The organism is Ruminococcus sp. AF31-8BH (assembly GCF_003460605.1).
GTDB classification, from domain to species: domain Bacteria; phylum Bacillota; class Clostridia; order Lachnospirales; family Lachnospiraceae; genus Blautia_A; species Blautia_A acetigignens.
Map to the genome: position 1 here is coordinate 22,436 of NZ_QTVN01000013.1, position 23,002 is coordinate 45,437.

A 23,002-nucleotide genomic window follows, 5' to 3' on the forward strand; every position below is an offset into this window, starting at 1 on the left:
ATAAAAATGTAAAAAATTTTAGGATTTTCGTCCTGGCGGTTTTTACGCATGCAAAAAACAGTCCCGCCAGGAGGGATTTCCCCTGTCCTGGCGGGACTGTCTTTTATTTAGAATCCTGACATCTTAATTTATTTGGTAAGCATAAGCAGGATCTCGTTGCTTCTCTGTACAAATTTGGTCATCTCTTCCGGAGAGAGCTGCTTGTGGCTTAACATTGCAAGATCGTAGAGTTCCTCACAGATTACCGGAGTCTTCTCAGAATCCTTGTTGCCAGCAACAAACTGAACCAACGGATGCTTGGCATTGAGCACCAGAGTCTCCTGGCCGCCAAACATAGACGGATCCATGCCGTACATATTGTACATCTTCATCATATCCTGCATACGGCGGCTTTCCTCGGAAAGTGTCATCATAGCAGCAACCTTCTCATTCTTCAGGTTCTCCACCTTCACTTCCAGCTTGTCGTTTTTCAGGGCGCTGCGGAATACTTCTGTAAGTGTCTTGGATGTCTCTTCATCAGCAGCACCGTCCTCGCGAAGTTCCTCGGAAAGGTCTGCATCAATTCTCTTGAACTGGATGGTCTGATCTTTCTGCTCTAAGTGGGAAATAAATGCGCTGTCAATGTTGTGCTTCAGAACAACCGCATCCTTGCCTGCCTCACGGAACATATTGATGTACTGGCTCTGCTGAACCTCATCTGTTACATAGAAGATGGTAGTCTTCTCAGGCTCTTTCTCCTTGGAGTCTTCTTTGTTCTCTTCTTTGGCTTCTGTGGTTTCCTCAGCCTTTGTCTCGGTATTCTCTTCCGGCTTCTTGTTCTCCTCGATGCAGTCTTTCAGAGTGAGATATTTGCCGTCAATGTTCTTGAAAAGAATATAGTCATTCATCTTGTCTGCAAACTTGCTGTCCTTGATGCAGCCATATTTGATAAATGGGCTGATGTCATCCCAGTATTTCTCATAGGACTCACGGTCTGTCTTGCACATTCCGGTAAGCTTGTCTGCAACCTTCTTGGTGATGTACTCGGAAATCTTCTTTACAAATCCATCATTCTGCAGGGCAGATCTGGATACGTTCAGCGGCAGATCCGGGCAGTCGATCACACCTTTGAGAAGAAGCAGGAACTCCGGAATAACCTCTTTAATATTATCTGCAATAAATACCTGGTTGTTGTACAGCTTAATGGTTCCCTCAATGGAATCGTACTCTGTATTGATCTTCGGGAAATACAGGATACCTTTCAGGTTGAACGGGTAATCCATGTTCAGATGGATCCAGAACAGAGGCTCCTTGTAGTCCATGAATACCTTGCGGTAGAATTCCTTGTATTCCTCATCTGTGCAGCTGTTCGGATGCTTCATCCACAGCGGCTGCGGGTCACTTAAGGATACCGGACGCTTGTTGATCTTTACTTTATCCTTGGCAGGAGAAACTTCTACTACTTCTTTCTCCCCTTTGTCGTTCTCTTTCTCCTCAGTCTTGGCATCCTCGTGGATATGTTCTACAACCACATCATCCTCGCGAAGCTCGGACTCATCGATGGTCTCATATTCCTGAGGAGCATTCTCCTTGGAAAGATAAATATTCACAGGCATGAAAGAACAGTATTTCTCAATCACTTCTCTCATACGATACTCATTGGAGAACTCTGTGCTCTCATCATTAAGGAACAGGGTGATTTCAGTACCAACTGTGGTCTTATTGCCATCCTGCATATCATACTCTGTACCGCCGTCGCAGGTCCAGTGTACCGGAGTTGCTCCCTCTTTATAGGAAAGAGTATCGATCTGAACCTCATCGGCTACCATAAATGCGGAATAGAATCCAAGTCCGAAGTGTCCGATGATCTGGTCATCTGTTGTCTTGTCTTTATATTTGGAAAGGAACTCAGTTGCGCCGGAAAAAGCGATCTGAGTAATGTACTCCTCTACTTCGTCTGCTGTCATACCAAGACCTGTATCGATAAATTTCAGGGTCTTCTCTTCCGGATTAACGATTACATGAACCTCTGCCTTGTAATCATCTGGAAGTGTATACTCTCCCATAACATCCAGCTTCTTCAGCTTGGTGATGGCGTCACAGCCATTGGAAATCAGCTCTCTTGCAAAAATGTCGTGATCAGAATATAACCATTTCTTTATAATTGGAAAAATATTTTCACTGTTAATTGATAAACTACCATGCTTTTCAGCCATGCAGCTCACTCTCCTTTGTCTTCTAAATTATACAAACTATAGTAATACCAAATTTCCCAAAAGTCAAGAAAAATTTAGCACTCATTCAAAATGAGTGCTAGTAATATTTGTTAATGGATGGAATGATCTATAAAAAAGGTCTGATGTACACGGACATTCCTGCGGTTTCTGCCGCCAAAAAGGGGAAGCTGTTATCAGCCTCCCCTTTCATCATTCATGCTTTTTTATTTTTGAAAAAGCTGAATGCTTATTATTTCTTCTTATTGCGGTAAACAAGAATTCCTGCAATCAGTACCACTGCAATTACCAGAATGATTACGAATGGAAGGATTGGTGTGTTATCACCAGTCTTTACTGCGTTCTTCTGGTTTGCATCGGACTTGTCAGCAGCAGGTGTCAGTGTCTGATTCGGTGCTGCTGCAACGGTGAAGTTCACCTGTTTGGTATCCTGTGTGCCTGTGTTTACCCAGTTGCTTCCATCGAATTTCTGCTGGTTGTAGGTTACCGTTAAGGTGTAGTTACCACTCTTGCCCATACGGAAGGTTGCGGAATATGGAGCTTTGTCCCAGCTTCTTGATTCCAGAACTTCCCAGTTCAGAGGCAGATATCTTACATCACCCTTAATCGGGTTCTCAATGTCGGTTCCTGCTCCAACTGCTGTGAAGGTGATCTTGGTCTCTGTGGTGTAAGAACCATCAGAGCTGATTCCTGTAATTGTGTTCTTGGAAGCATCGGAAACGATCGGTCCGCGGCTTACAGAAACATTTACAGATACGATCAGGTTCAGGTTATCCGGATTGGTCACGCCATCTGGAAGGGTAACGGTACCATTTACAGAGAACTTCTGTGCTTCTGCACTGTTCTGGTTGTAAGCACATCCATTTACATCCCATGCTACGGAAGCGTTCATGTCGCCTGCTGTAGTGGTAATCTTAACTGTGGATGGGAGCTGTAATCCCTCTGCGGATTTCTCCACGCCGTTTGCCAGAGTGATGTCTGCTGGCTTGCTGACTGCGGTAAGCTTAACAGCTGCTTCAGTTACAGTGAAGCTTACAGGGATTACGATTTCTGTGATCTGGTCTGCTTTGATGGAGATGTTCTGGCTGTAAGAACCAGCTGCTAATCCAACTGCAGGTGCTACGGTAAAGGATGCCGTCTGACTGGAATCCAGTTCTGCTACCGGCAGATTGCCTAAAGTGAACTCACTTCCGCTGATGCTTACAGTAAGGTTTGTCAGTTTCACATTGCCTGTGTTCTCAAGAGTTACAGTTGCTGCTACAGGTGCTTCTGTGTAGCCAACCTCTTTGCTGTCAAATTCTACCTTTGAAGGATCTGCAGTCAGCTCCGGAGCTGGTGTCTCCTTAACAGAGTAGGAAACTTTAAGAGCAAGCAGGGTATCTCCAGTCTCTGCATTGACAACTGTTACGGTATCCTCAAAGTCACCAGTCTCGCTGGTATCATTTGGTGTAATGCTTAATGCTGCTGTAGTACTTCCATCTGCTGGAAGCTCAATTTCTTCAGAAGCAAAGGCTGCTGTTACAAAATCTTTATCAGTCTGTACTGCAAGCTTCACAGTTCCGGTACCGGAATTCTTCAGTTTTACAGGTGTAGGTGCAGTATCCGCATCTACGGTAAACTCGCCAAGGTTTACAGTGTTGTCCGTGATTGTTTCATCTGCTGCTTCAATCTTCGGATCATTCTGAACCTCTGGTTCTGATGGAACTTCCGGAGTAGGCTCTGCCGGTTCCTCAGTTGGTATCTGATTGTCGGCGGATGGTTCCTCGGTTGGAGTTGGGTCAGTTGTCGGCTCCTCAGCTGGTGTCTGATCATCTGCTGCCGCTACTACCATATCCGCATTGAAGGAAACCTCTGTACCCTCTTCTGTGGTATAGGTAATGGTATCCTTGTATTCTCCGGCCTCAACGCCTGCTCTTGGCATGATCCATACAGATGTCTGCTCTCCAGCTGCGAGAGGCTCATTGATATCCTGTACCATAAAGTGTTCCGGGCTGATCTCGTTAAAATTCAGAGTACCTGTACCGGTGTTCTTAATGGTGACGGTCTTTGCTATGGAATTAGATTCCTCCTGTGTGAATCCGGCATCTACAGTTCCGAAATCTACAACTGCAGTTCCGTCCTCTGATGCAGTATCCGCTGCTGCCTCAGCTGCATAAGAAACTTCCTCCGGTGCCTGTGCATCCTGCGCATTGTCTGCCTCAGATGCATCGTTGCTCTGACCTTCTTCTGGAATTTCCAGATAGTCTTCTGTTCCAATATCGATTACGCTGTCATCTGTTGCGGTATCAGCCGGCTGTGCAGCATCTGCAGAATCAGCTGCTGAATCAGATGTATCTGTGGTATCTGCTGCTGTCTGGTTCTCTGCCGGCTGCATTTCATCAGCAGAAGCTTCCGGTTCCCCGCCAATATCAATTACTTCGTCCTGAGTATCCTCTGCTGGCTGAGCATCTTCTGCCTGCTGGATATCCTCTGCGGCAGAATCCTCAGCTGCTGTATCCTGTGCAGCTGCAGCATCCGGATCCTCTGTAGTCTCCTGCGGAGCTTCCTCCGGTGTTGCCACGATTTCAACTGTGTTTGCTTTCAGCTCACCAGTTACTCCAAGCTCGGACTTTCCGGTGATCTTCAGCTGGATCTTATTTCCAAGATCATCAGCTGTAAGCTTATAAGTTTTCTCCGTACCAACCTCTGTAAGCTGGTCTCCTGTTTTCCTTGACCAGCTGAAGCTTACGTAGTCATCACTAAGCCCCTCTGGTGTAACTTTGGTATAATCTGCGCTGAGTTCAGATCCTACAGCTGCAGTTCCTTTGATTTTCAGCTTGCCTCCTAATTCTCCGGACGGTACCGCAGAAGCGAATACCAGTGACGGAAGCAAGGAAAGCATCATAAGAAAAGTCATAACCATTGCTATAATTTTCCTAGATCTCATATGCCATCCTCCTTTACATTCCCCTTTTGGCTGAGTCTTAACATTATCGTAACATATTTTAAACATTTCTACAAGTGCTTTTTACAATGCTGTAAACTATGGGTCGCTTTGTAAAATGCTGCACCTGTATCTTTGTTTATGGTTATTATAGCAACCTGATTTTACGTCTATGTAATATGAATTTATCCAACAGGATTACTGGCAGTCCTTATCCCTCTACGATCAGATATTTTCCATCTGGCAGGACAAATACCTCGCTGGCTTCCTCCAGTTCGTCATCGCTCATACCATCCACATCCGCGCCCATACCGGACAGGTATTTACGCACCTCGCTGATGGAATCTGCCACCACTGCCATGCAGTCCTCAAGAAAAGCCTCTGCCTCCTCATAATTCTCTGCTACAGGCTCATCAAAAAGCTGCTCCTGATTTTCCAAAAATGTCTGGATGCACTCTTCTGTATACATCTTATATACCTCCTTTTTTATTTGCTGCATTTTTCCTCATAAAGATCCAGGATGTCTTCCGGAGATTCCACCAGGGCATCTGCGCCGTTCTTTAAAAGCTCTTCTTTTTCCCGGTAGCCCCACAGAACACCTACAGTATACATGCCTGCTGCCTTGCCTGTCTGCATATCCGTTCCGGAATCTCCCAGATACATGCACTCCTCTGGCAGCACGCCAAATGCCTCGGCAATCTTCAGAGGACCATCCGGTGCCGGTTTCTTTCGAATGGAATCGCTCTGGCCCATCACCATGTCAAAGACCTGATCTCCAAACATTCTTTTTACTACCTTCACAGCTGCCTCATGGGGCTTGTTGGAGCATACGCCAAGCTTTACCCCGTTTTGCTTCAAAGTTTTCAAAGTCTCCGGCATTCCCGGGTAATGCTGTATTTTATAGAAAGGATCCTTATCAAATTCCGTTCTGTAAAGCTTACGTGCTTCTTCATAATGTACAAGCTCTTTGTCTCCTGCATCGATCAGAAGTCTTTTTACCAGCATATCTGCACCGTTTCCACAGTAATACCGGTAATTCTCCACTGGCATTGGGTTCAGTCCAAACTTCCGCACTACCTGATTTCCTACAGCTGCCATGGAATCCAGAGTGTAAGCCAGTGTTCCGTCCAAATCAAAAATACATGCTTTTATCATTTTTTTATACCTCTTATGTCTATTCCAAGTTTCTTAAGTTCATATACCAGTCTGCCAACAGGAAGACCTACTACATTATTATAATCCCCGCAAATTCCCTTCACATAGATTCCAAATCCGCCCTGGATCCCATAGCTGCCAGCTTTATCCATAGGCTCTCCCGTTTCAATATAGGCGAGCAGTTCTTCCCTGGAAACAGGATAAAACTGTACATCTGTCTTCTCGCTGAAGGTATGAGCCTGCCAGGTATGTTTTTTCTTAAGCAGGAGCGTCACTCCTGTATAAACCTGATGTGTCTGTCCCTGCAGCTTCCACAGCATACGAAAAGCATCTTCCCTATCCGAAGGCTTTCCAAGAATTTCACCGTCACAGGCAACCACTGTATCCGCGCCGATGATCAGCTGCGGCTCCTTTTCGGCCTGAAGCAGGTCTGCAACTGCAGATGCCTTATCCAAAGACAACTTTTCTACTGTTTCGGCAGGATCTGATGTCTCTGCCTTTTCTTCCCCGCCGCTTACAACCACGGAAAATTTCAGTCCGGTTTTTGCAAGCAATTCCTTTCTTCGAGGGGATCCCGAAGCTAAAACAATTATTTCCATAATCTCTCCTTTTCTGTGTTATCAGTATAACCCTGTGCGTATATCGACGCAATGATTTTTTTCTTTTCTTTTTGTCCCAAAAGTATTACAATAAGGTCAGCCCCATCTGTTTGTTTCCAGGACAGGTGGAGAACCGCGAAAGGAGTATACAATATGGCAAAAATTAACAAATATTGGGGTATGGTTGCCCTTGGTGCAGTGACTGCCGCAGCAGCAGGTGCTGTAGCCGCCGCTTTTGCAAAGCGCAGAGCTTTGGAGCAGGCAGCTGATGCTGAGGATGATTTTGAGGACGAGCAGGAGACTTCCAGCCAGCCGGAAAAAAAGGAAGTTCATGAGGATTTCATTTCCTGGGAAGCAACTTCCGAGGAAGAGACCGCCGAAGTACCGGAAGATGAGGATTCAGCTGAAAATCCTGCCGAAAAGGATTCAGACGAAGATTCAGCGGACGCTGAGGAAACAGATGAGGAAGCCGTAGACAATGCTCTTGAAGAAGCAGAAAAAATTGCGAATGAATTCGAGGAAGATCTTGCAGAAGCAAAAGAAGAGCAGGACAAGGAAGAAGCTTCCATTCATATCGACTGATTTTTAGTCACTGATTTTGACAGATAAAAAATTGAAAGGCCGCTGCCCGGTAATTTCTCCGGACAATGGCCTTTTTAATTTTACAAATACTTATGTGAGGATGCTGGGTAAAGCGCCCTCTCTCATTATGCCTCTTTAATCTCGAGAACATCCATCGGACATGCTTTTACGCAGATGCCGCAGGCGATACATTTGCTTACTGTCTCTGCTTCTTCTGCTTTTACCATTACGCCGAATGGACAGACTTCTTTACATTTTCCGCAGCCTACACATTTCTTCTTGTTGATCATGTATACGCCCTTTGGATTCTGAGTGATGGCACCCTCCGGACAGACTTTTGCGCATTTTCCGCACTGTACGCATACAACTGGTTTCGGGCTTACGCCGTCTTTCTGTACAGAAATTTTGATGCAGGAAAGATCCTCGTCAAATTTCTTGTAAAATGCCTCTGAACAGGCAATTTCACATGCCTTGCATGCCATACATGCATCTTTTTTTGCTACGTTAAGCTTTTTCATTTTGATTTCCTCCGCTTTTGTAATATTTATGATAGTTGTTTTATCCTGCCGAATAGATGAAACTAACTAAAAAACTTCTGCGCAGAACTGCCGGCAATTCCCATAGGAATACCGGCAGTTCACACTGTTATAATAATTATTTAGTTTCACGATTCAGCAGTTAAATACCGCTTTTCAAAAGGCATTCTGCAAAGTAAAGCATGCAGACTGCAAACTTTTTAATCTTCTCCGGCAATTAAGCCTTCGGTAATTTGAAGGAACTCTTAAGGGATACAATACGGTTAAATACCGGTGCTCCCTCCTTGGAGTCGTGGATATCGGCACAGTAGAATCCGTTTCTTACGAACTGATAGCTGTCATAGCCTTTTGCCTTAAGAAGCTCTGGCTCTACATAAGCAGAAACCTCAACAAGGGAATTGGGGTTCAGGTTCAGCTCGCCAGTTTCCTTATCGTATACACCCTTCTCCTCGTCAACAATGTTCTCATAAAGGCGTACCGGAACCTTGCCGGCATTTGTTGCCTCTACCCAGTGGATGGTTCCCTTTACCTTACGTCCGTCAGGTGCGTTGCCGCCTTTTGTCTCCGGGTCATAAGTACAGTGTACCACATGAACGGTTCCGTCATCGTCTGCCTCAAAACCTGTACAGGTTACAAAATATGCGTTCATCAGACGCACTTCTGTTCCCAGGAAGAGACGTTTGTATTTCTTCGGTGGGTCGATCATGAAGTCTTCTCTTTCAATATAAAGCTCTCCGCTAAACGGAACCTTTCTGGTTCCAAGTGCCTCATTCTCCATATTGTTCGGAGCATCCAGGTACTCTACCTGTCCTTCCGGATAATTATCGATCACCAGTTTGATCGGATCAAGAACTGCCATGTAGCGCGGAGCCTTTAATTTCAGATCCTCACGGATGCAGTACTCAAGCATTGCATAATCCACAGAACTGTCAGCCTTGGAAACACCGCAAAGCTCTACAAACTTCTGAATGGATTCCGGAGTATATCCGCGGCGGCGCAGACCGGAAATGGATACCAGTCTCGGGTCATCCCAGCCATCTACGATTCCGGTCTCAACAAGCTTCTTAATATAACGCTTACCGGTTACTACGTTGGTCAGATACAGCTTTGCAAACTCGATCTGCTTCGGCGGATGCGGATACTCAAGCTCTCTTACTACCCAGTCATATAGCGGTCTGTGGTCCTCAAATTCCAAAGTACAGATGGAATGGGTAATTCCCTCGATTGCATCCTCAATTGGATGTGCAAAGTCATACATCGGATAAATACACCAGGTATCACCGGTTCTGTGGTGGCTTACATGTGCCACACGGTAGATAACCGGATCACGCATGTTCATGTTCGGAGAAGCCATATCGATTTTGGCACGGAGAACCTTCTCTCCATCTGCGTACTTGCCGTCCTTCATCTCCTCAAACAGCTGAAGGTTCTCTTCTACGCTTCTATTGCGGTATGGGCTCTCTTTCCCTGGCTCCTTTAAGGTTCCGCGGTATTCCCTGATCTGGTCAGCACTTAAATCGCAGACATAGGCTTTGCCTTTCTTGATCAGCTTTACAGCAGCCTCGTACATCTGTCCGAAATAATCGGAAGCAAAAAACAGTCTGTCCTCCCAGTCTGCTCCCAGCCATTTGATATCTTCCTTGATGGATTCTACAAACTCAGATTTCTCTTTGGTCGGGTTTGTATCATCAAAACGCATGTTGAATTTACCGTTATATTCTTTTGCCAGTCCTGCATTTAAAAGAATGGATTTGGCATGTCCTATATGAAGATAGCCGTTTGGCTCTGGCGGGAAACGGGTATGAACGGTATCATAAACTCCTTCTGCCAGGTCTTTATCAATGATATTTTCAATAAAATTTTTGGAAACCGTTTCGTTCTCCATGTTTCTCCCTCCTGAAATCCTCTGTTATTTATAGCATATGAATACTATCAGTTAGTCTTAAAGCCTTCTTTTACAGGCTCCAGTTGATTTATCTTATCATAATCCCTCTCATTTTAAAAGTTTTTCTTAATAAAAAGTGGATTTTTTTATATCGTATAAACAAAAAAGTCCTTGAAATAGAATCAAGGACTTTAAGCTGATGACGGGAATCGAACCCGTGACCTCCGCCTTACCAAGGCGACGCTCTACCGACTGAGCCACATCAGCACTCTTGTGCTTCAGCATTTCTGCCGCTCACAGTTGATTATATTACCAGAAGGTTATGCGATTGTCAACAGTTATTTTCAAATTTTTTCAAAAAATATAAAATAATTAAAATTCTTCCCCCAAGCCCAGCCTGTGCCAGGCTGGGCTTTATGATATGGAATCTTTCTTTATGGGAATTTTTTATGAAAAGTTGTTTCTACGGTATGATCACATTTCTCACAAATCCGGTGTCCGTCAGTTCCCGGTCCGTTGTTTTTTTGTTGGTAAATACGGCGGTTCCATTTTGATTCATAGACAGGTCAAACTGCACTTCTTTTCCATTTATCTTTCCGCCGGATACGCCGTCAATCTTTTCCAGTTCATACCGCATGATCCTGCATTCGGAAACGGTATATACTCCTGCAGGAACTTCAAAAGATAGGCTTAGTCTTGCGTCTTTGGAGGTATCTGTATTTTCCCTGGTGAATTCTACTGTATCATAATAAGTGTACTTTTCTCCGTCCAGATCCGTTCCCTGCAAGCGAAATGTAAAAACAGGATTTCCATGGGCCCATACAATTTCCTTTCCATGGATTACTTTGTCCACCTGGATGGTCACCAGCTTCACATCTGTCATCTCAAAGGATTGGACGGCTTCCTCATTTTGGATCACGCATTTTACAGGCGCACCCTTTTTATAGCCTTTTGGAGCTTCCAATTCTGTCAGAAGGTACTCTCCTGCTGCCAGCCGGTTGATTCTGTGGGGTGTTGTCCCAGATATCCAGGTGTCCACGATTTTTCCCTTTGCGTCTGTAAGCCGCAGGGTGGCACCAGCTACCGTTTTTTGGGTGGCCTTGTCTGTTTTTCGAAATTCTGCTTTGGTGTATCCGTTCTCTACTGTAATGGTATGTCCCTGTTCCTGTTCCACAAGACCGTTTTCGTCTACTGTGAATTCATAGGAGCGTCCGTCCGGTACATAGCCATCCGGCGCTGTTTTTTCCTGAAATACGTAGGTTCCAGGGACAAGCCCCTTGATCTGGATCATGCCGTTTGCGTCTGTTGTATAAAGCTTCCCTTTGTCTGCTCCTTGTGTTTTCTCCCACAGAAGAAAGCTTACGCCAGCAAGACACCGATCCGGATCGCTGACATTTTCCTTTTTGGATACCTTTTTAATGCAGACCAGAGTTTCCTCATTTTGGAAGACGGCTGTTTTTTGTGCATCTCCTTCTTTTAATTCCACATCACAGACTTTTGACGTAACCACGTAACCTTTGGGAGGAGTCCGTTCCTCTACTGTATATTTTCCCATATAAAGAGGCTTCGAAATGGCTGTTCCGCTTTCATCCGTAGTAACTTTGTCCACTGTTTCTCCTGAAGAAAGCAGAAGCGTTCCCACAACAGAATAGATATCTGCCGCAGCTTTCACTTCAAATACAGCTCCCTGCAGGTTTCTGCCGGAAGGATCTTTCTTTCGAACAGTTATCGTTCCCTTTGGAGTGTCTTCTTTTATGATCACTTCTGTTTTATCTGTATTTCCGAAAACAGAGGCTGGGGTTCCCTGATGCCATTCAAAAATAACCGAAGCCATATTATACACATGTGCCTCCAGAATGTCCGGATTCTGGTTCACTGCGTAATAAAGCTGCAGACTGCAGCCTTTTTTTAATCTTACCGACAGCTGCAGTCTGAGGATTTTCCCGTAGCTGCTTTCTGGCAGGGAACCAATAGATGACAGCTTAAGCAGCTGATTTTTCACACTTAATTTCCAGTTTCCATCTGTTCCTCCAGAAGTTCCAAATGAAGCCAGCACATTCTGCTCAACCAGAAGCTTTGCGGATTTTAACTCAAAACAGTCTGCAAGCTCATCCTGGATATGAAGACCTGCGATTTTCCACTGTTCTGTGTTTTGGGGAATCTGCTGGGAAATCTCATATACCGTTTCAAAATCTCTGCCCTTATATTCTTTTGCTTTTACCTTTGCTGTTCCGTCTATGATCCATTTCTGCGGTTTTTCCGGTTCCGGCCGCTGAACCTTTGCCCGGGAAACAACCTCATTGGACCAGTTTGTCCCCTCCTGCCCGTTTTTGTGTCTGCAGGTAATGGAACCTTTGTTTTTTACCGCATAGCTGCACACATTCCCACTGTAGGAGGGCGTCATTTCTGATGCGTCCATCCTTGCCTTTATCTGGAATTCATATGTTTTTCCATAGAATGCCGAGGAAGCCAGTGCTGCCTGGGTTGCCTGAAAACTTACCACATCATCCTTCGCTGTGAGCTGAAACCAGGAAGTCACATTTTCCCCGGATGGAAGCATCTTGACAGCCGCATCCTCTGCGAAATCCACTCCTGCAGGGAGTGCATCTGTGATGGTACAGGATCCATAGTAATATGCCGGATGCTCCTCCGGGATTTCGGTCTGAAGGGTATAATAAAACTCATCCGAAATATTCACCAGATCGTTAAAAGCTCCCTGTTCTGCCAGTGTGTTTCCTGTCTTTTTGGTCAGCTTGGGATATTCCACAGGACCGTATCCTTTTGCATCCCACTGAAGCCCTGCCACACTTACACATGTTCCAGTCAACGCCTCTTCATACTGGTTTTGGATTGCTTTCGCCGGGTTCTTTGATACATTCCCGTAACCAGGGCTGAGAATTGCAAGATAAAAGCCAGCGGATTGATCCACTTCATAGACAACGGTATGCTCTGGAACTTCTCCTTCTACCTTGGCGGCAGGAGCTGTCAGCACCTCATAGTTTTTGGAAAAAAGCTCCGTCTGGAACACATTGACTACAGAATCCTTTGTGGCATATCTGTGCCCAATGGAACCATTCTGCAGCCGGATTCCAAAACGCTGGTACAGATCAATATCCAGCCATCTGAAGCGGTAATTTCCCGGTACAGGCGTACTTGTTCCGCTTTTTACAATATCTATTTTGATTTCCTGGGCTGGAAGACCATCTGCAAACAGAAGCCACAGGTCATCCGTATCGCTGATCCCAAAAATAGGCATCAGATCCGTCATTTTTGCACCTTTGTTGTCGTAGGTATAATCCAGATAATCCGTGCAGGTCATCAAAAGGTCCAGACTGGTATTTGCTTCTTTGTTAAAGCCTACGTTTGTAACCCGAAACCCGTATTTTCCTTTTGCACGGTTATCAAGGGGCAGATAATACGGACCCTGTACCGCTCCCTGTATCTTTTGCCCGGCAAGCACACTGCTTCCAGCCTGACTCCAGGGATACACTGCGGAATTGGAATTCCAGCCAAGCCTTGTATATTTGCTGCTGAAAACCGCCTCCCCATTGGTAACCGGAACAAAGCCGCCGTTTCCATTTCGTACAGGCAAACCCTCCTGCACAAAACCAGCATGTGCCGCATACAGGTCGATCAGATTCTCCATATTTTCTTCTGGAACAGCCTCTTCTCCTTCTGAAAAAAGCAGGTCATCCTCTTCCATCTCAGAAAATAGATCATTTTCTGTAAAAAATCCTTCGTCCCCTTCTGCATCCATCTGGTTTTCCAAATCTGTGGCATCCTCTGAACCAGTATCCTCTTCCTCACCGGTATCTTCCGAAATATTTTCCATTTCCTCTTCAGAGTTCCACGCTTCCTGCTCCTCTGCTCCTGCGGCTTCTTTCTCCCTTTCTATGGCTTTGCCCTCTTCCTGGGCCAATGCCCTGCTATCCGGATGGGAAAATACCGCAGGCACAGCGATCACAGCTGCCAGTACAGCCTTTCTAAAAAATCTTTTCCTCATCCTGCGTCCTCCTGGCGGTCTGCCTCATACTGTTTTAAATAATTCTCATACTTTTTCTCCATGGTCATTCCTTCATCCTGCATCTGGATCACCTTTGCAGTTACAGGCACATCATAGCTTCTTTTCACATCAAGCTCCCCTTCCAGATAGAGAACCGTCACAATCTCGGAAAACAGAGGCGCAGTGCTTTCTCCTGGCATTAGTACCTTTTTATAGCCGTAAACATATTTCTGGCCATTCCGGTCCTGTTCCTTAGAAAGCAGCGTCCATTTCCCTGTGTCTGCCTCAAACTGAAACAGTTCTCTTCTTTCCTTTTCTGTTTTTTTCCCGGTTTTTTCATCCACCACGAAAATGTTTTCCACCGGGATCCTGACTTCCAGAAAAACATTTGCCTCATTCTTTCCTGTATTCTGCACAACAGGATCCTTCTCCAGGGTCTGACCGGGATACACCTTCAACGCCTTCTCTGCATCCCAATGTGCCTCTGTCAGCCTGGCTTTTACAGAGCCTGCTGTGATCACATTTCTCACCTCGCCCACTGATCTGGTGAGATATGCAATTGTAACAGCCCCGGAAAATGCAATTCCCAGCAGCAGGCCTGCGCCTCCCAGTATGTACCGTTTTTTCCTCATTTTATTTCACGCTCCTTTTTGCTTTCACGCCTTCCCAGATATTCATGCACAGAGAAAACGCCAGGAAACAGGACAAAACCGCCGCTTTTCCATTCCAAGTGCCAAGAAACAGCCGTACATACCCCACATAGGGAACTGTAAAAACAACAGTTCCATATACATTCTCCCACTTCACAGGTTGGGTATCCTGCTTCTCGTTTGCATCTCCTTTTGTCATAAACAGCTGGGCGTTTTCATCTATTTCCATCACCCGGTGAGTGATAACCGTTTCCCCTTCAAAAAAAGTGATGATCTCCCCTTTTTTTATTTCCCGGGGCTGCTTCTCTTTCACATAAACGGCAGCCCCCACCGGAAGTGCCGGTGACATGCTCCCTGATACTACGGTATAACATCTCATTTTCAGAATCTGCGGATAGCAAAAACAGATCAGCATACCAGAAAGAATAATCAAGCACATAGCTTTTGGATATCTTTTATTCATCCTGGCTTTCCTTTCTGTACAGCCGCCAGCTGCTGACCGCCATTGCTGCCAGGGCACCAAACAATGCCAGCCATTTCACCGCAGCTTTTGTCTCATCCCCTGTTTTCGGGCTTGCTGCCACAGATGAAAAAACTTTTTCCCTTTCATTCTGGCTGTTCCCTTCTCTGGAATTCTGCTGACCGTATTCTTTTTCGGAACCATCCGGATCTTCTTCTCTTTTACCTGCTCCCTGCGCCGAAAATACCCAGTTTACTCTGCCAAGAAGGCTCTGATACTGGTTGTCCATCTCTTCGCTTAAGGACAGCTTCACCACCAGGCTTTTCCCTTCGCCTGCTGCAAAATCTCCAAGAGAAATATTCTCCTTCATGCTCCAGCCTGCCCCGGTCACGTTTCCGTCCACAGCACCCTGATAAAGAACTTTGCTGTCCTGCCGAATCTCCACCACAGCATATCTGGACAGAAGCTTTTCCACCAGTTCCAGATTTTCCTGACTCATTTTTTCCTGCTCTGCAAGCTCTGCACGCAGATACATCTGAACCGGAATCTGAGAGGAATTGGTGATGCGGATGGTCTGGCTTCTTGTGCATCCCGGCGTCAGGTTTTTGAAATTGGCAAACAGATCTGTGGTCTCCCCGCCGATTTTCAGCTTCTGGTTTTCCCCGAAGATTACACTTGTTACAGTCTCACAGGTACAGGGCTGATAGAAAATCCCCAGATCCCGCTCCATTTTTCCCCAGATGGTCTCCATCTCACCGCCTTCAGCCTGAATGCTCTCCATATTGATGAGGATCCTGGCCTCTTTGTTTTTGTAGCGGTTGTCCGCTTTTTCGGACAGATAATATCGGTCCATCAGAGGCTTTCTGGTACTTTCTCCTGCCAGCAGAACATCCTTGTAGTACCAGTACCCATCATCCTCCAACGTCCAGAGATCCGTATTGTAGTGAATTTCGATCAGCCCTGGATCCAGATCCTTCTCTTCCTGAAAGCTCCCCTCTTCATCCACGCTCCCGAACATGCTGGTAACCTTCACCCGCACAAAAGAGTCCGTATTTCCCTCATTTTTAATAAATACTTCCTTCACGACTTTCTGTCCGGGATCTACATGATCCGGTCTTATATAATTCTCCTGTATGGAATTTTTGTAGGAGGACATAGACAGCAGGTTTTCGGCATATTCTGATACATTCCACGCAGCCAGCACAGCACCGCATACAAACAGCATTCCTGCAAACACAAGAAGGGCCATACATGTAAACGTATGCTTTTTCATAGCATCTCTTCCTTTCTGATCAGTTCACGCCAGCGCTCCTGATCTCCTGCAGAGTGCCTCCTTTGATCTCCTCATCCAGCATGCGGTACGCCTCTGCCTGTGTGGCAAAGCCCTTGCTCTGAATTGCCTGCGCAGTTACCTTCAGCTGATAGTTGCCCACCTTTTTCATTTCCGTCTGGTTCCAGTCGATGGGAATCACCACATTGGTGAACAGAGTGGATTCCTCCTGGATATTCAGAATCCCATCTCCGTTTTTGCCCATATAGTTGTATACCAGCTTAGACGCCGTAGATCTTGCCGTATCCTTTTCCCAAAGAGGATTCACCATCGGGTATGCCGCCAGCTCTGAAAGGCTGTAGCCTGGAATCCGGTCCTGGATCAACCCGGTTGAGGTTCCTTCCTTTTTGTCGTATCCGCCATCAAAGCTTTCATCATAATAGATGGTTTTGTAGATCAGATTCAGCGCCTGGCTGTCTGTCACATCTGCGCCGTCTCCATCCAGAATGTCCACGATCATCCGCACATAGCAGGGTTCTTCCCCATTTTTGTCTGAGGTAATATTTTTCACAGTAGGATTTTTGTATACGGTATAACCGGGATACATGTTTTTTCCATCGTTGTCTTTTGGATCCCATTCCGGTTCCTTCAGACCAATATCCAGATCACCGGTTGTAAAAACATTTGTTTCCTGGGCACTCTCGGTAAAATAAGCCATGGTAGTGCCGATTCCGGAAAGCAGTGCGCACAAGATCACGCCTGCTGCCAGTAAGTTTCTTTTCTTTGTATTCGTCATTTTTTCTCTTCCTTTCTTGCTGATTTTTACTGAAACTGGAACAAACCGGCTTCATAAGCTGCCTTCGGGTTGTCCAGTCCATAGCTTGCTTCTCCAGGCATCTGCTGCAGGACGTGCCCGGAAATCCGGATTTCGACACCGCCCATTTCCAGCACTTTGTTCTGCCTTGCATAATTGACGCTTTTATCGACAGATACCTGGGTAAATAAGGGAACGGTTGTCTCCCCTTCTCCTGGAAAATTCCGTTTCAGGACTCTGGAATAGTAAAAGCACTGGACCGGATCCGTGTCTTTCTGGTTCTGAAAGCGAATCCAGTCACTCTTCTTTGGATCATCGCTGTTGTAATCGATCTGGTATACATCCACTGCTTTTTTCATATCTGCAGCGCTCAAAAGCTTTCCTTTTTTCGAAGGATCCGGGCAGCTGTCTGTGTAGACAAACTCACATTTCAGCGCCACCAGCTCATTCATATCCAGTTCTGAGGTATTGGTCACCTGAGGATCCTTGGGGATCACCGCTCCCGGCACTGTAAGAAGTCCCTTCCGCGGATTCCAGGATGGCTCTGTCAGCCTGGCATTCAGCCCGTTTTCCCCGGCAAACGCCAGCTGATTTGACACATATGCACTGTCACTGATATAAGCCAGGGCCGTTCCCCCGCCTGCTGCCAGACAGGTCAGTGCAGCTAAACATACTATGATTTTTTTCTTCATCTGTCCCTCCTTACAGTCTGGCAAAGGCTTCTTCCGGGGAAGAAAATCCCTCTGCCTGGACGGATTCTTCGTAAACCAGAATATCAAAACTTACCAACTCATCTTTTTTCACTGTATTTTTTATAACAATCTTATCAAAAATTACATCTGTACGCTGTCCAGACAACACTTTTTTCTGATAATAATAGTATCCGTCTTCTCCTTTTTTCCAGCTGTCTGCAATCTCTAGCGGCTGGCACTGTGCTTCTCCCCTGTCATTGCTGAAAATCACCCTGGCCCGGATAAATACCGGGAAGCCAGAATCATTTGCAATACAGGGCTTTTTCTTAATCACCTGCCCGGGCTTTACCTCATCCGGCGGTTCAAATTCTTCCTCAATATGAGTGGTATTCTCCAAAATCCGAATCTGATTGACCGTTTCTTTTTGGTCGATCAGATAGGCATATACCACAGAACCTGTAATTCCCGCAGTCAGACAGCACGCAAGTACAAAAATCATCCATCTTTTCTTCATGGATCCGCTTTGGCAGAAAAAATTTCTGCCAACTCCTTTCTTTGGGGATTTTCTGTTGTCACATCAAATATCCGGGACAAATTTTTGCCCCAAAGCTGCTTGGCACAATGGAATCACCTCCAGACTTCGAATGATAAATTAGAGAATAAAATCATGTGAATAAAAATAGAAAAGCTGACATGATAGAATATAAAAAATAGATAAATTGATTTCTTCTGGATTTAAATAAAAAAGCAAATTGGATTTTATAACAAAATTGATAAATTAGAATTTTAGATATTACTGACGCGTCCTTCCCGGACGCATTGATTACTTGATATGATAACAGATTTTTTTCAAAAGTCAAGACAGGAAATCTAAAAGAAAAATAAACTCTTTTTCATTTCTCTTTTTTATTTCCTGTTCTGACTTATCACTTCACGGATTTTCGCCCGTATTCTCTGCAGGGCATTGTCAATGGATTTCGGGGATTTTCCCAGGATTCTGCCGATCTCCACATAGCCTTCCCCCTTCAGGTACAGATCCAGCACCTTATTCTCCATGGGGCTTAAATAGTCAGAAATTTTCTGCTGAAGATCCCGGGTGGTTTCCTGGTCAATGATGATCTCCTCCGGATTTTCCACGCTAAGCTCCCAGATGGGACTGCTCTCGTCCTCCTGGTTCAACGAAACATAGGAATTCAAAGGCAGATGCTTCTGGCGGTTGGAATTCTGGATGGCGCTGTAGATCTGGCGGTCAATGCACATTCTTGCGAAGGTGGCAAAGGTGGCCTCCCTGCCTGGCTGAAAGTCACGGACTGCCTTAAACAGCCCGATCATTCCCTCCTGAATCAGGTCATCGGTATCTCCGCCTATGAGAAACATGGCCCTGGCTTTCTGACGCACAAGGCCTTTATATTTCTCCATGAGATAATCCTCAATAATGGTTTCTCCATCCCGCAGACGGGCGATCAGTTCTTCATCACTTATATTATCGAACTTTCCCATAGTTCCTCCGGATTTTATTTCATTCTCTGGCGGACTACCTCATAGGCAAGGATTCCTGCTGCCACAGACGCATTCAGGGAGTCGATATCTCCCTTCATGGGAATGGCTGCCGCAAAGTCACATTTTTCTTTTACAAGACGGCTGACGCCCTCTCCTTCATTGCCAATCACGACGCCCATAGGACCTGTGAGATTCAGGTTGTACATCAGTTCTCCGCCCATATCTGCGCATACGAACCACATGCCCTCTTTTTTCAGCTCCTCAATGGTCTGTCCAAGGTTGGAAACCTTGGCAACCGGAGTGTAGTTCAGGGCACCTGCAGATGTCTTGGCAACCGTGGATGTCAGTCCTACTGCGTGTCTTTTGGGGATGATCACCCCGTGAGCTCCTGCAAGGTTGGCTGTACGGATGATGGCGCCCAGGTTGTGGGGATCCTCAATGTCATCCAGCAGGAAAACAAAAGGAGCCTCCCCCTTTTCCCTTGCTTTTTCCAGAATGTCCTCCACTGTGGAATATTCGTAGGCTGCCACCTGTGCGATCACGCCCTGATGAGCACCGGTCTCGCTTAACTGGTCCAGCCGCTCCTTCTGTACAAAATTTATAATCGTATCTTTTTTTCTTGCTTCTCTTATAATGGTGCGCACCGGTCCGTCCTGGCATCTGTCCAGCACGAAAAGCTTGTCCACGCATTTGCCTGAACGGAATGCTTCCAGTACCGCATTTCTTCCTTCAATCTGCTCGCTCATTTGCAGCCTCCTGTTTTTCCTATAAACTCTCTTCCGGGATTCCCTTTCTTACCAGCTCCACAATTCTGGAATAATCCTCCTTCAGGTACAGATAGCCCATCAGCGCTTCAAAGCCTGTGGCTCTTCTGTAGTCTGCCATTGTGGCGTGCTTCGCCATTGTGGGGGAATGTGCATTTCTTCCCCTTTTGTAGACGGCCAGCTCTTCTTCTGTAAGAATGGGCTCCAGAGTCTCCATCATTTTGGACTGTGCCCCTGCCTTCACCAGGCTGCTTGCATGCTTATGAAGCTGATTGACCGGACAGTTGCCTTTTTTTACAAGGATGGTCCGGATCACCAGCTCATAGACGCCGTCACCGATATAGGCCAGTGTCAGCGGGGAGTAAGTCCGCAGATCCCGGTCTTTTAAGCCAAACAGCTCTTTTAATTCATTTAAGCCCGTTTCCATTTTACTCCTTCGCGTGTATCCTTCAGAATAATTCCTTTTGCCAGAAGCTCATCGCGGATCTCGTCTGCTCTTGCAAAATTCTTTGCCTTTCTTGCTTCCTGGCGCTCCTGGATCAGATCTTCGATCTCTTTGTCCAGAATCTCTTCTTTCTTCACTGCAATAATACCAAGCACATCGCAAAGCTTTACAAGGAGTTCAAGAAGTCCTGCTGCAAATGCTTTGCTGCTCTCTTCTGTTACATTGGTATTGGCAAATTTCACCAGCTCAAATACAGCTGCAAGTGCATCGGCAGTATTGAAATCGTCATCCATTGCCTCTTCAAATTTCTTCACAAAGCCGGATGCCTCTGCAAGAAGTGCCTGTTCCTGCTCTGTCAGGTCTGCTGCCTGTGCATTGTCCTTGTGGTCCTTCAGGCTTGCTGCTGCATCTGTGATTCTCTCCAGTGCGTTCTTGGAGGATTCCATAAGGTCAGCGCTGAAGTTCAGCGGGCTTCTGTAATGTGCATTAAGCATGAAGAAGCGGAGTACCTGAAGATCGTACTGCTCGCTGATCTCACGGACAGTGCGGAAGTTTCCAAGGGACTTGGACATCTTGCGGTTGTCAATGTTCAGGAATGCGTTGTGCATCCAGTATCTTGCAAAAATCTTATCGTTGCAGCACTCGCTCTGTGCGATCTCATTCTCATGGTGCGGGAAGATCAGGTCCTCTCCGCCAGCGTGAATATCGATCTCCTCTCCAAGATATTTCTTAGACATTACAGAGCACTCAATGTGCCAGCCCGGACGGCCGTCACACCATGGAGAAGTCCAGTATGGCTCGCCTTCCTTCTTCGGCTTCCAGAGAACGAAATCAAGGGGATCTTCCTTCTGGTCCTCGCCGGACACCTGAAGTGCACGGAATCCGGACTGAAGATCGTCCAGGTTCTTATGGGAAAGCTTGCCGTATTCTTTAAATTTCTTCACACGGAAATACACGGTTCCGTCAGATGCCGCATAAGCGTAGCCCTTGTCCATAAGGGTCTGGATCATGCTGATCATGCCGTCGATTTCCTGGGTTGCCTGAGGATGTGTGGTAGCCGGCTTTACATTCATGCCAGCCATATCCTTCTTGCACTCTGCAATGTATCTGGTGGAAACCTCCTCTGCGGAAACGCCCTCCTCGATTGCTTTCTTGATGATCTTGTCATCTACGTCTGTAAAGTTGGATACGTAGTTTACTTCATATCCCTTATATTCCAGATAACGGCGAACAGTATCAAAAATGATCATCGGACGTGCATTTCCGATGTGGATCAGATTGTATACAGTCGGTCCGCAAACATACATTTTTACCTTTCCCTCTTCAAGGGGTACGAATTCCTCTTTCTGACGGGTCAGTGTGTTAAAAATCTTCATTGTAGTTCTCCCTCCGGTCCTTTATTTCTTCTTGTACAAAAGGCAGACAGCCTGGGATGCAATTCCCTCTTCTCTTCCGGTAAAGCCAAGCTTCTCCTCTGTGGTTGCCTTAATGTTCAGACATTCCTCATCCATGTGAAGAGCTCTGGCAATGTTTGCTCTCATCTGCGGAATATGAGGTGCCATCTTAGGCTTCTGGGCGATGATCACTGCATCAATATTGCCCACACCGTATCCCTTCTCATCAAGAAGAGCTGCCACATGCTCCAGAAGCTTCACACTGGAAATTCCCTCGTATGCCGGGTCTGTATCTGGAAAATGCTGTCCGATATCTCCAAGAGCTGCTGCGCCAAGAAGCGCATCCATAATGGCGTGGATCAGAACATCGGCATCCGAATGTCCAAGAAGGCCTTTTTCCCAGGGAATCTTCACGCCTCCAAGAATCAGGTCCCGGTCCTCTGTCAGTCTGTGTACATCATATCCCATTCCAACTCTCATAAGATTTTCCACTATTTTGCCCTGCCTTTCTTTTATAAAAAAGGATTCTTCTCATTGGTGATCCAGGCTGCTGCCTGAACCGTTCAAAAAATCCCCATGCTATCGTTGGCTATTATACATGATTTTCGTTTAAAAAGCAACGGAAAAAGACCTCCCGGTGAATCCGGAAGGTCTCGTTCTAAACCGTACAGTGAAAACCAAGTTCCATCATACGGCATGGTTCTGACAAACGTCATATGTAATCATCAGTCAACGGCTGCGATTACCTCTACCTCGCAGAGTACGTTCTTCGGAAGTGTCTTCACTGCTACGCAGGAACGTGCCGGCTTGTTTACAAAGTATTTCGCATATACTTCGTTAAACTTGGCAAAATCTCCCATGTCAGCAAGGAAACAGGTAGTCTTGACAGCGTTCTCAAAGCTGCTTCCAGCTTCTTTCAGAACTTCGCCCAGGTTCTTCATAACCTGCTCAGCCTGAACCTCGATGGTGTCTCCGCTGATCTCGCCTGTTGCAGGATCAACCGGGATCTGTCCGGATGTAAATAATACTCCGTTTAAAATCATAGCCTGTGAATATGGTCCGATTGCTGCTGGTGCCTTATCTGTGTAAACTACTTTCATGATAAAAATCTCCTTTC

General features: G+C 46.0%; 21 protein-coding genes and 1 tRNA gene. 1 reads left to right on the forward strand and 21 read right to left on the reverse strand.

What is annotated here, in order from left to right:
• Positions 1-128 precede the first annotated feature (128 nt).
• The 5 genes from htpG to DWZ38_RS15570 form a co-directional block, all read right to left on the reverse strand.
• The gene (gene htpG / locus DWZ38_RS15550; RefSeq protein WP_117854036.1) at positions 129-2,195 is read right to left on the reverse strand and encodes a molecular chaperone HtpG; all 2,067 of its coding nucleotides are present in this window, start codon (positions 2,193-2,195) and stop codon (positions 129-131) included.
• 250 nt (positions 2,196-2,445) lie between these two features.
• Positions 2,446-5,139, reverse strand: coding sequence for a hypothetical protein (locus DWZ38_RS22905; RefSeq protein WP_243000300.1), 2,694 nt, complete (start codon positions 5,137-5,139; stop codon positions 2,446-2,448).
• 208 nt (positions 5,140-5,347) lie between these two features.
• On the reverse strand, positions 5,348-5,605 hold the full coding sequence (locus tag DWZ38_RS15560) for a glyoxalase (RefSeq protein WP_117854038.1): 258 nt from the start codon (positions 5,603-5,605) through the stop codon (positions 5,348-5,350).
• 17 nt (positions 5,606-5,622) lie between these two features.
• Positions 5,623-6,291 carry an HAD family hydrolase gene (locus DWZ38_RS15565; RefSeq protein WP_117854040.1) on the reverse strand — a complete coding sequence of 223 codons (669 nt, stop codon included), beginning with the start codon at positions 6,289-6,291 and terminating at the stop codon, positions 5,623-5,625.
• On the reverse strand, positions 6,288-6,890 hold the full coding sequence (locus DWZ38_RS15570; protein WP_117854043.1) for a Maf family protein: 603 nt from the start codon (positions 6,888-6,890) through the stop codon (positions 6,288-6,290). The genes DWZ38_RS15565 and DWZ38_RS15570 overlap by 4 nt, the downstream gene beginning before the upstream one ends.
• 153 nt (positions 6,891-7,043) lie before the next feature.
• Between DWZ38_RS15570 and DWZ38_RS15575 the strand changes: the two genes are divergently transcribed.
• The gene (locus tag DWZ38_RS15575; protein WP_117854045.1) at positions 7,044-7,472 is read left to right on the forward strand and encodes a hypothetical protein; all 429 of its coding nucleotides are present in this window, start codon (positions 7,044-7,046) and stop codon (positions 7,470-7,472) included.
• 125 nt (positions 7,473-7,597) lie between these two features.
• Here the strand turns inward: DWZ38_RS15575 and DWZ38_RS15580 are convergent, their stop codons facing one another.
• From DWZ38_RS15580 to DWZ38_RS15655, 16 genes are all read right to left on the reverse strand, one after another.
• Positions 7,598-7,990 carry a 4Fe-4S binding protein gene (locus DWZ38_RS15580; RefSeq protein WP_117854047.1) on the reverse strand — a complete coding sequence of 131 codons (393 nt, stop codon included), beginning with the start codon at positions 7,988-7,990 and terminating at the stop codon, positions 7,598-7,600.
• Between the two features lie 235 nt (positions 7,991-8,225).
• Positions 8,226-9,893 carry a glutamine--tRNA ligase/YqeY domain fusion protein gene (locus DWZ38_RS15585; RefSeq protein ID WP_021925406.1) on the reverse strand — a complete coding sequence of 556 codons (1,668 nt, stop codon included), beginning with the start codon at positions 9,891-9,893 and terminating at the stop codon, positions 8,226-8,228.
• Between the two features lie 194 nt (positions 9,894-10,087).
• A tRNA-Thr gene (locus DWZ38_RS15590) sits at positions 10,088-10,160 on the reverse strand.
• Positions 10,161-10,356: 196 nt separating this feature from the next.
• Positions 10,357-13,896: an isopeptide-forming domain-containing fimbrial protein gene (locus DWZ38_RS15595; RefSeq protein ID WP_117854049.1), complete on the reverse strand. Its 3,540-nt coding sequence runs from the start codon at positions 13,894-13,896 to the stop codon at positions 10,357-10,359.
• On the reverse strand, positions 13,893-14,528 hold the full coding sequence (locus DWZ38_RS15600; RefSeq protein WP_117854051.1) for a hypothetical protein: 636 nt from the start codon (positions 14,526-14,528) through the stop codon (positions 13,893-13,895). Before DWZ38_RS15600 ends, DWZ38_RS15595 begins: the two co-directional genes overlap by 4 nt.
• A gap of 1 nt (position 14,529) precedes the next feature.
• Positions 14,530-15,009 (reverse strand): signal peptidase I, encoded by a 480-nt coding sequence (locus DWZ38_RS15605; protein ID WP_117854054.1) that lies wholly within the window; start codon positions 15,007-15,009, stop codon positions 14,530-14,532.
• Positions 15,002-16,279: a hypothetical protein gene (locus DWZ38_RS15610; protein ID WP_117854056.1), complete on the reverse strand. Its 1,278-nt coding sequence runs from the start codon at positions 16,277-16,279 to the stop codon at positions 15,002-15,004. The genes DWZ38_RS15605 and DWZ38_RS15610 overlap by 8 nt, the downstream gene beginning before the upstream one ends.
• Before the next feature lie 19 nt (positions 16,280-16,298).
• Positions 16,299-17,072: a TasA family protein gene (locus DWZ38_RS15615; RefSeq protein ID WP_117854058.1), complete on the reverse strand. Its 774-nt coding sequence runs from the start codon at positions 17,070-17,072 to the stop codon at positions 16,299-16,301.
• 26 nt (positions 17,073-17,098) lie between these two features.
• The gene (locus DWZ38_RS15620) at positions 17,099-17,782 is read right to left on the reverse strand and encodes a hypothetical protein (RefSeq protein WP_021924919.1); all 684 of its coding nucleotides are present in this window, start codon (positions 17,780-17,782) and stop codon (positions 17,099-17,101) included.
• 10 nt (positions 17,783-17,792) lie between these two features.
• On the reverse strand, positions 17,793-18,296 hold the full coding sequence (locus DWZ38_RS15625) for a hypothetical protein (protein ID WP_021924920.1): 504 nt from the start codon (positions 18,294-18,296) through the stop codon (positions 17,793-17,795).
• Between the two features lie 392 nt (positions 18,297-18,688).
• Positions 18,689-19,282 (reverse strand): RNA polymerase sporulation sigma factor SigH, encoded by a 594-nt coding sequence (sigH, locus tag DWZ38_RS15630; protein WP_117854061.1) that lies wholly within the window; start codon positions 19,280-19,282, stop codon positions 18,689-18,691.
• Between the two features lie 14 nt (positions 19,283-19,296).
• On the reverse strand, positions 19,297-20,028 hold the full coding sequence (rlmB, locus tag DWZ38_RS15635; RefSeq protein ID WP_117854063.1) for a 23S rRNA (guanosine(2251)-2'-O)-methyltransferase RlmB: 732 nt from the start codon (positions 20,026-20,028) through the stop codon (positions 19,297-19,299).
• Between the two features lie 19 nt (positions 20,029-20,047).
• Entirely contained in the window at positions 20,048-20,473 is a 426-nt protein-coding gene (locus DWZ38_RS15640) for a ribonuclease III domain-containing protein (RefSeq protein WP_021924923.1), read from the reverse strand.
• Entirely contained in the window at positions 20,458-21,867 is a 1,410-nt protein-coding gene (gene cysS, locus DWZ38_RS15645; protein WP_117854065.1) for a cysteine--tRNA ligase, read from the reverse strand. The genes DWZ38_RS15640 and cysS overlap by 16 nt, the downstream gene beginning before the upstream one ends.
• 21 nt (positions 21,868-21,888) lie before the next feature.
• Entirely contained in the window at positions 21,889-22,365 is a 477-nt protein-coding gene (gene ispF / locus DWZ38_RS15650; protein WP_021924925.1) for a 2-C-methyl-D-erythritol 2,4-cyclodiphosphate synthase, read from the reverse strand.
• A 245-nt stretch (positions 22,366-22,610) separates the two neighbouring features.
• Entirely contained in the window at positions 22,611-22,985 is a 375-nt protein-coding gene (locus tag DWZ38_RS15655) for a RidA family protein (RefSeq protein WP_173766700.1), read from the reverse strand.
• Positions 22,986-23,002: the final 17 nt, after the last annotated feature.

Excerpts from the sequence above, each read along its gene's own strand:
- DWZ38_RS15585 (WP_021925406.1), bottom strand. The coding sequence starts at position 9,893 with ATGGAGAACGAAACGGTTTCCAAAAATTTTATTGAAAATATCATTGAT.
- DWZ38_RS15570 (WP_117854043.1), bottom strand. The coding sequence starts at position 6,890 with ATGGAAATAATTGTTTTAGCTTCGGGATCCCCTCGAAGAAAGGAATTG.
- DWZ38_RS15580 (WP_117854047.1), bottom strand. The coding sequence starts at position 7,990 with ATGAAAAAGCTTAACGTAGCAAAAAAAGATGCATGTATGGCATGCAAG.
- DWZ38_RS15655 (WP_173766700.1), bottom strand. The coding sequence starts at position 22,985 with ATGAAAGTAGTTTACACAGATAAGGCACCAGCAGCAATCGGACCATAT.
- DWZ38_RS15610 (WP_117854056.1), bottom strand. The coding sequence starts at position 16,279 with ATGAAAAAGCATACGTTTACATGTATGGCCCTTCTTGTGTTTGCAGGA.
- DWZ38_RS15565 (WP_117854040.1), bottom strand. The coding sequence starts at position 6,291 with ATGATAAAAGCATGTATTTTTGATTTGGACGGAACACTGGCTTACACT.
- cysS (WP_117854065.1), bottom strand. The coding sequence starts at position 21,867 with ATGAAGATTTTTAACACACTGACCCGTCAGAAAGAGGAATTCGTACCC.
- DWZ38_RS15615 (WP_117854058.1), bottom strand. The coding sequence starts at position 17,072 with ATGACGAATACAAAGAAAAGAAACTTACTGGCAGCAGGCGTGATCTTG.
- DWZ38_RS15620 (WP_021924919.1), bottom strand. The coding sequence starts at position 17,782 with ATGAAGAAAAAAATCATAGTATGTTTAGCTGCACTGACCTGTCTGGCA.
- DWZ38_RS15595 (WP_117854049.1), bottom strand. The coding sequence starts at position 13,896 with ATGAGGAAAAGATTTTTTAGAAAGGCTGTACTGGCAGCTGTGATCGCT.
- sigH (WP_117854061.1), bottom strand. The coding sequence starts at position 19,282 with ATGGGAAAGTTCGATAATATAAGTGATGAAGAACTGATCGCCCGTCTG.
- DWZ38_RS15605 (WP_117854054.1), bottom strand. The coding sequence starts at position 15,009 with ATGAATAAAAGATATCCAAAAGCTATGTGCTTGATTATTCTTTCTGGT.
- DWZ38_RS15625 (WP_021924920.1), bottom strand. The coding sequence starts at position 18,296 with ATGAAGAAAAGATGGATGATTTTTGTACTTGCGTGCTGTCTGACTGCG.
- DWZ38_RS15600 (WP_117854051.1), bottom strand. The coding sequence starts at position 14,528 with ATGAGGAAAAAACGGTACATACTGGGAGGCGCAGGCCTGCTGCTGGGA.
- ispF (WP_021924925.1), bottom strand. The coding sequence starts at position 22,365 with ATGAGAGTTGGAATGGGATATGATGTACACAGACTGACAGAGGACCGG.
- htpG (WP_117854036.1), bottom strand. The coding sequence starts at position 2,195 with ATGGCTGAAAAGCATGGTAGTTTATCAATTAACAGTGAAAATATTTTT.
- DWZ38_RS15575 (WP_117854045.1), top strand. The coding sequence starts at position 7,044 with ATGGCAAAAATTAACAAATATTGGGGTATGGTTGCCCTTGGTGCAGTG.
- rlmB (WP_117854063.1), bottom strand. The coding sequence starts at position 20,028 with ATGAGCGAGCAGATTGAAGGAAGAAATGCGGTACTGGAAGCATTCCGT.
- DWZ38_RS15640 (WP_021924923.1), bottom strand. The coding sequence starts at position 20,473 with ATGGAAACGGGCTTAAATGAATTAAAAGAGCTGTTTGGCTTAAAAGAC.
- DWZ38_RS22905 (WP_243000300.1), bottom strand. The coding sequence starts at position 5,139 with ATGAGATCTAGGAAAATTATAGCAATGGTTATGACTTTTCTTATGATG.
- DWZ38_RS15560 (WP_117854038.1), bottom strand. The coding sequence starts at position 5,605 with ATGTATACAGAAGAGTGCATCCAGACATTTTTGGAAAATCAGGAGCAG.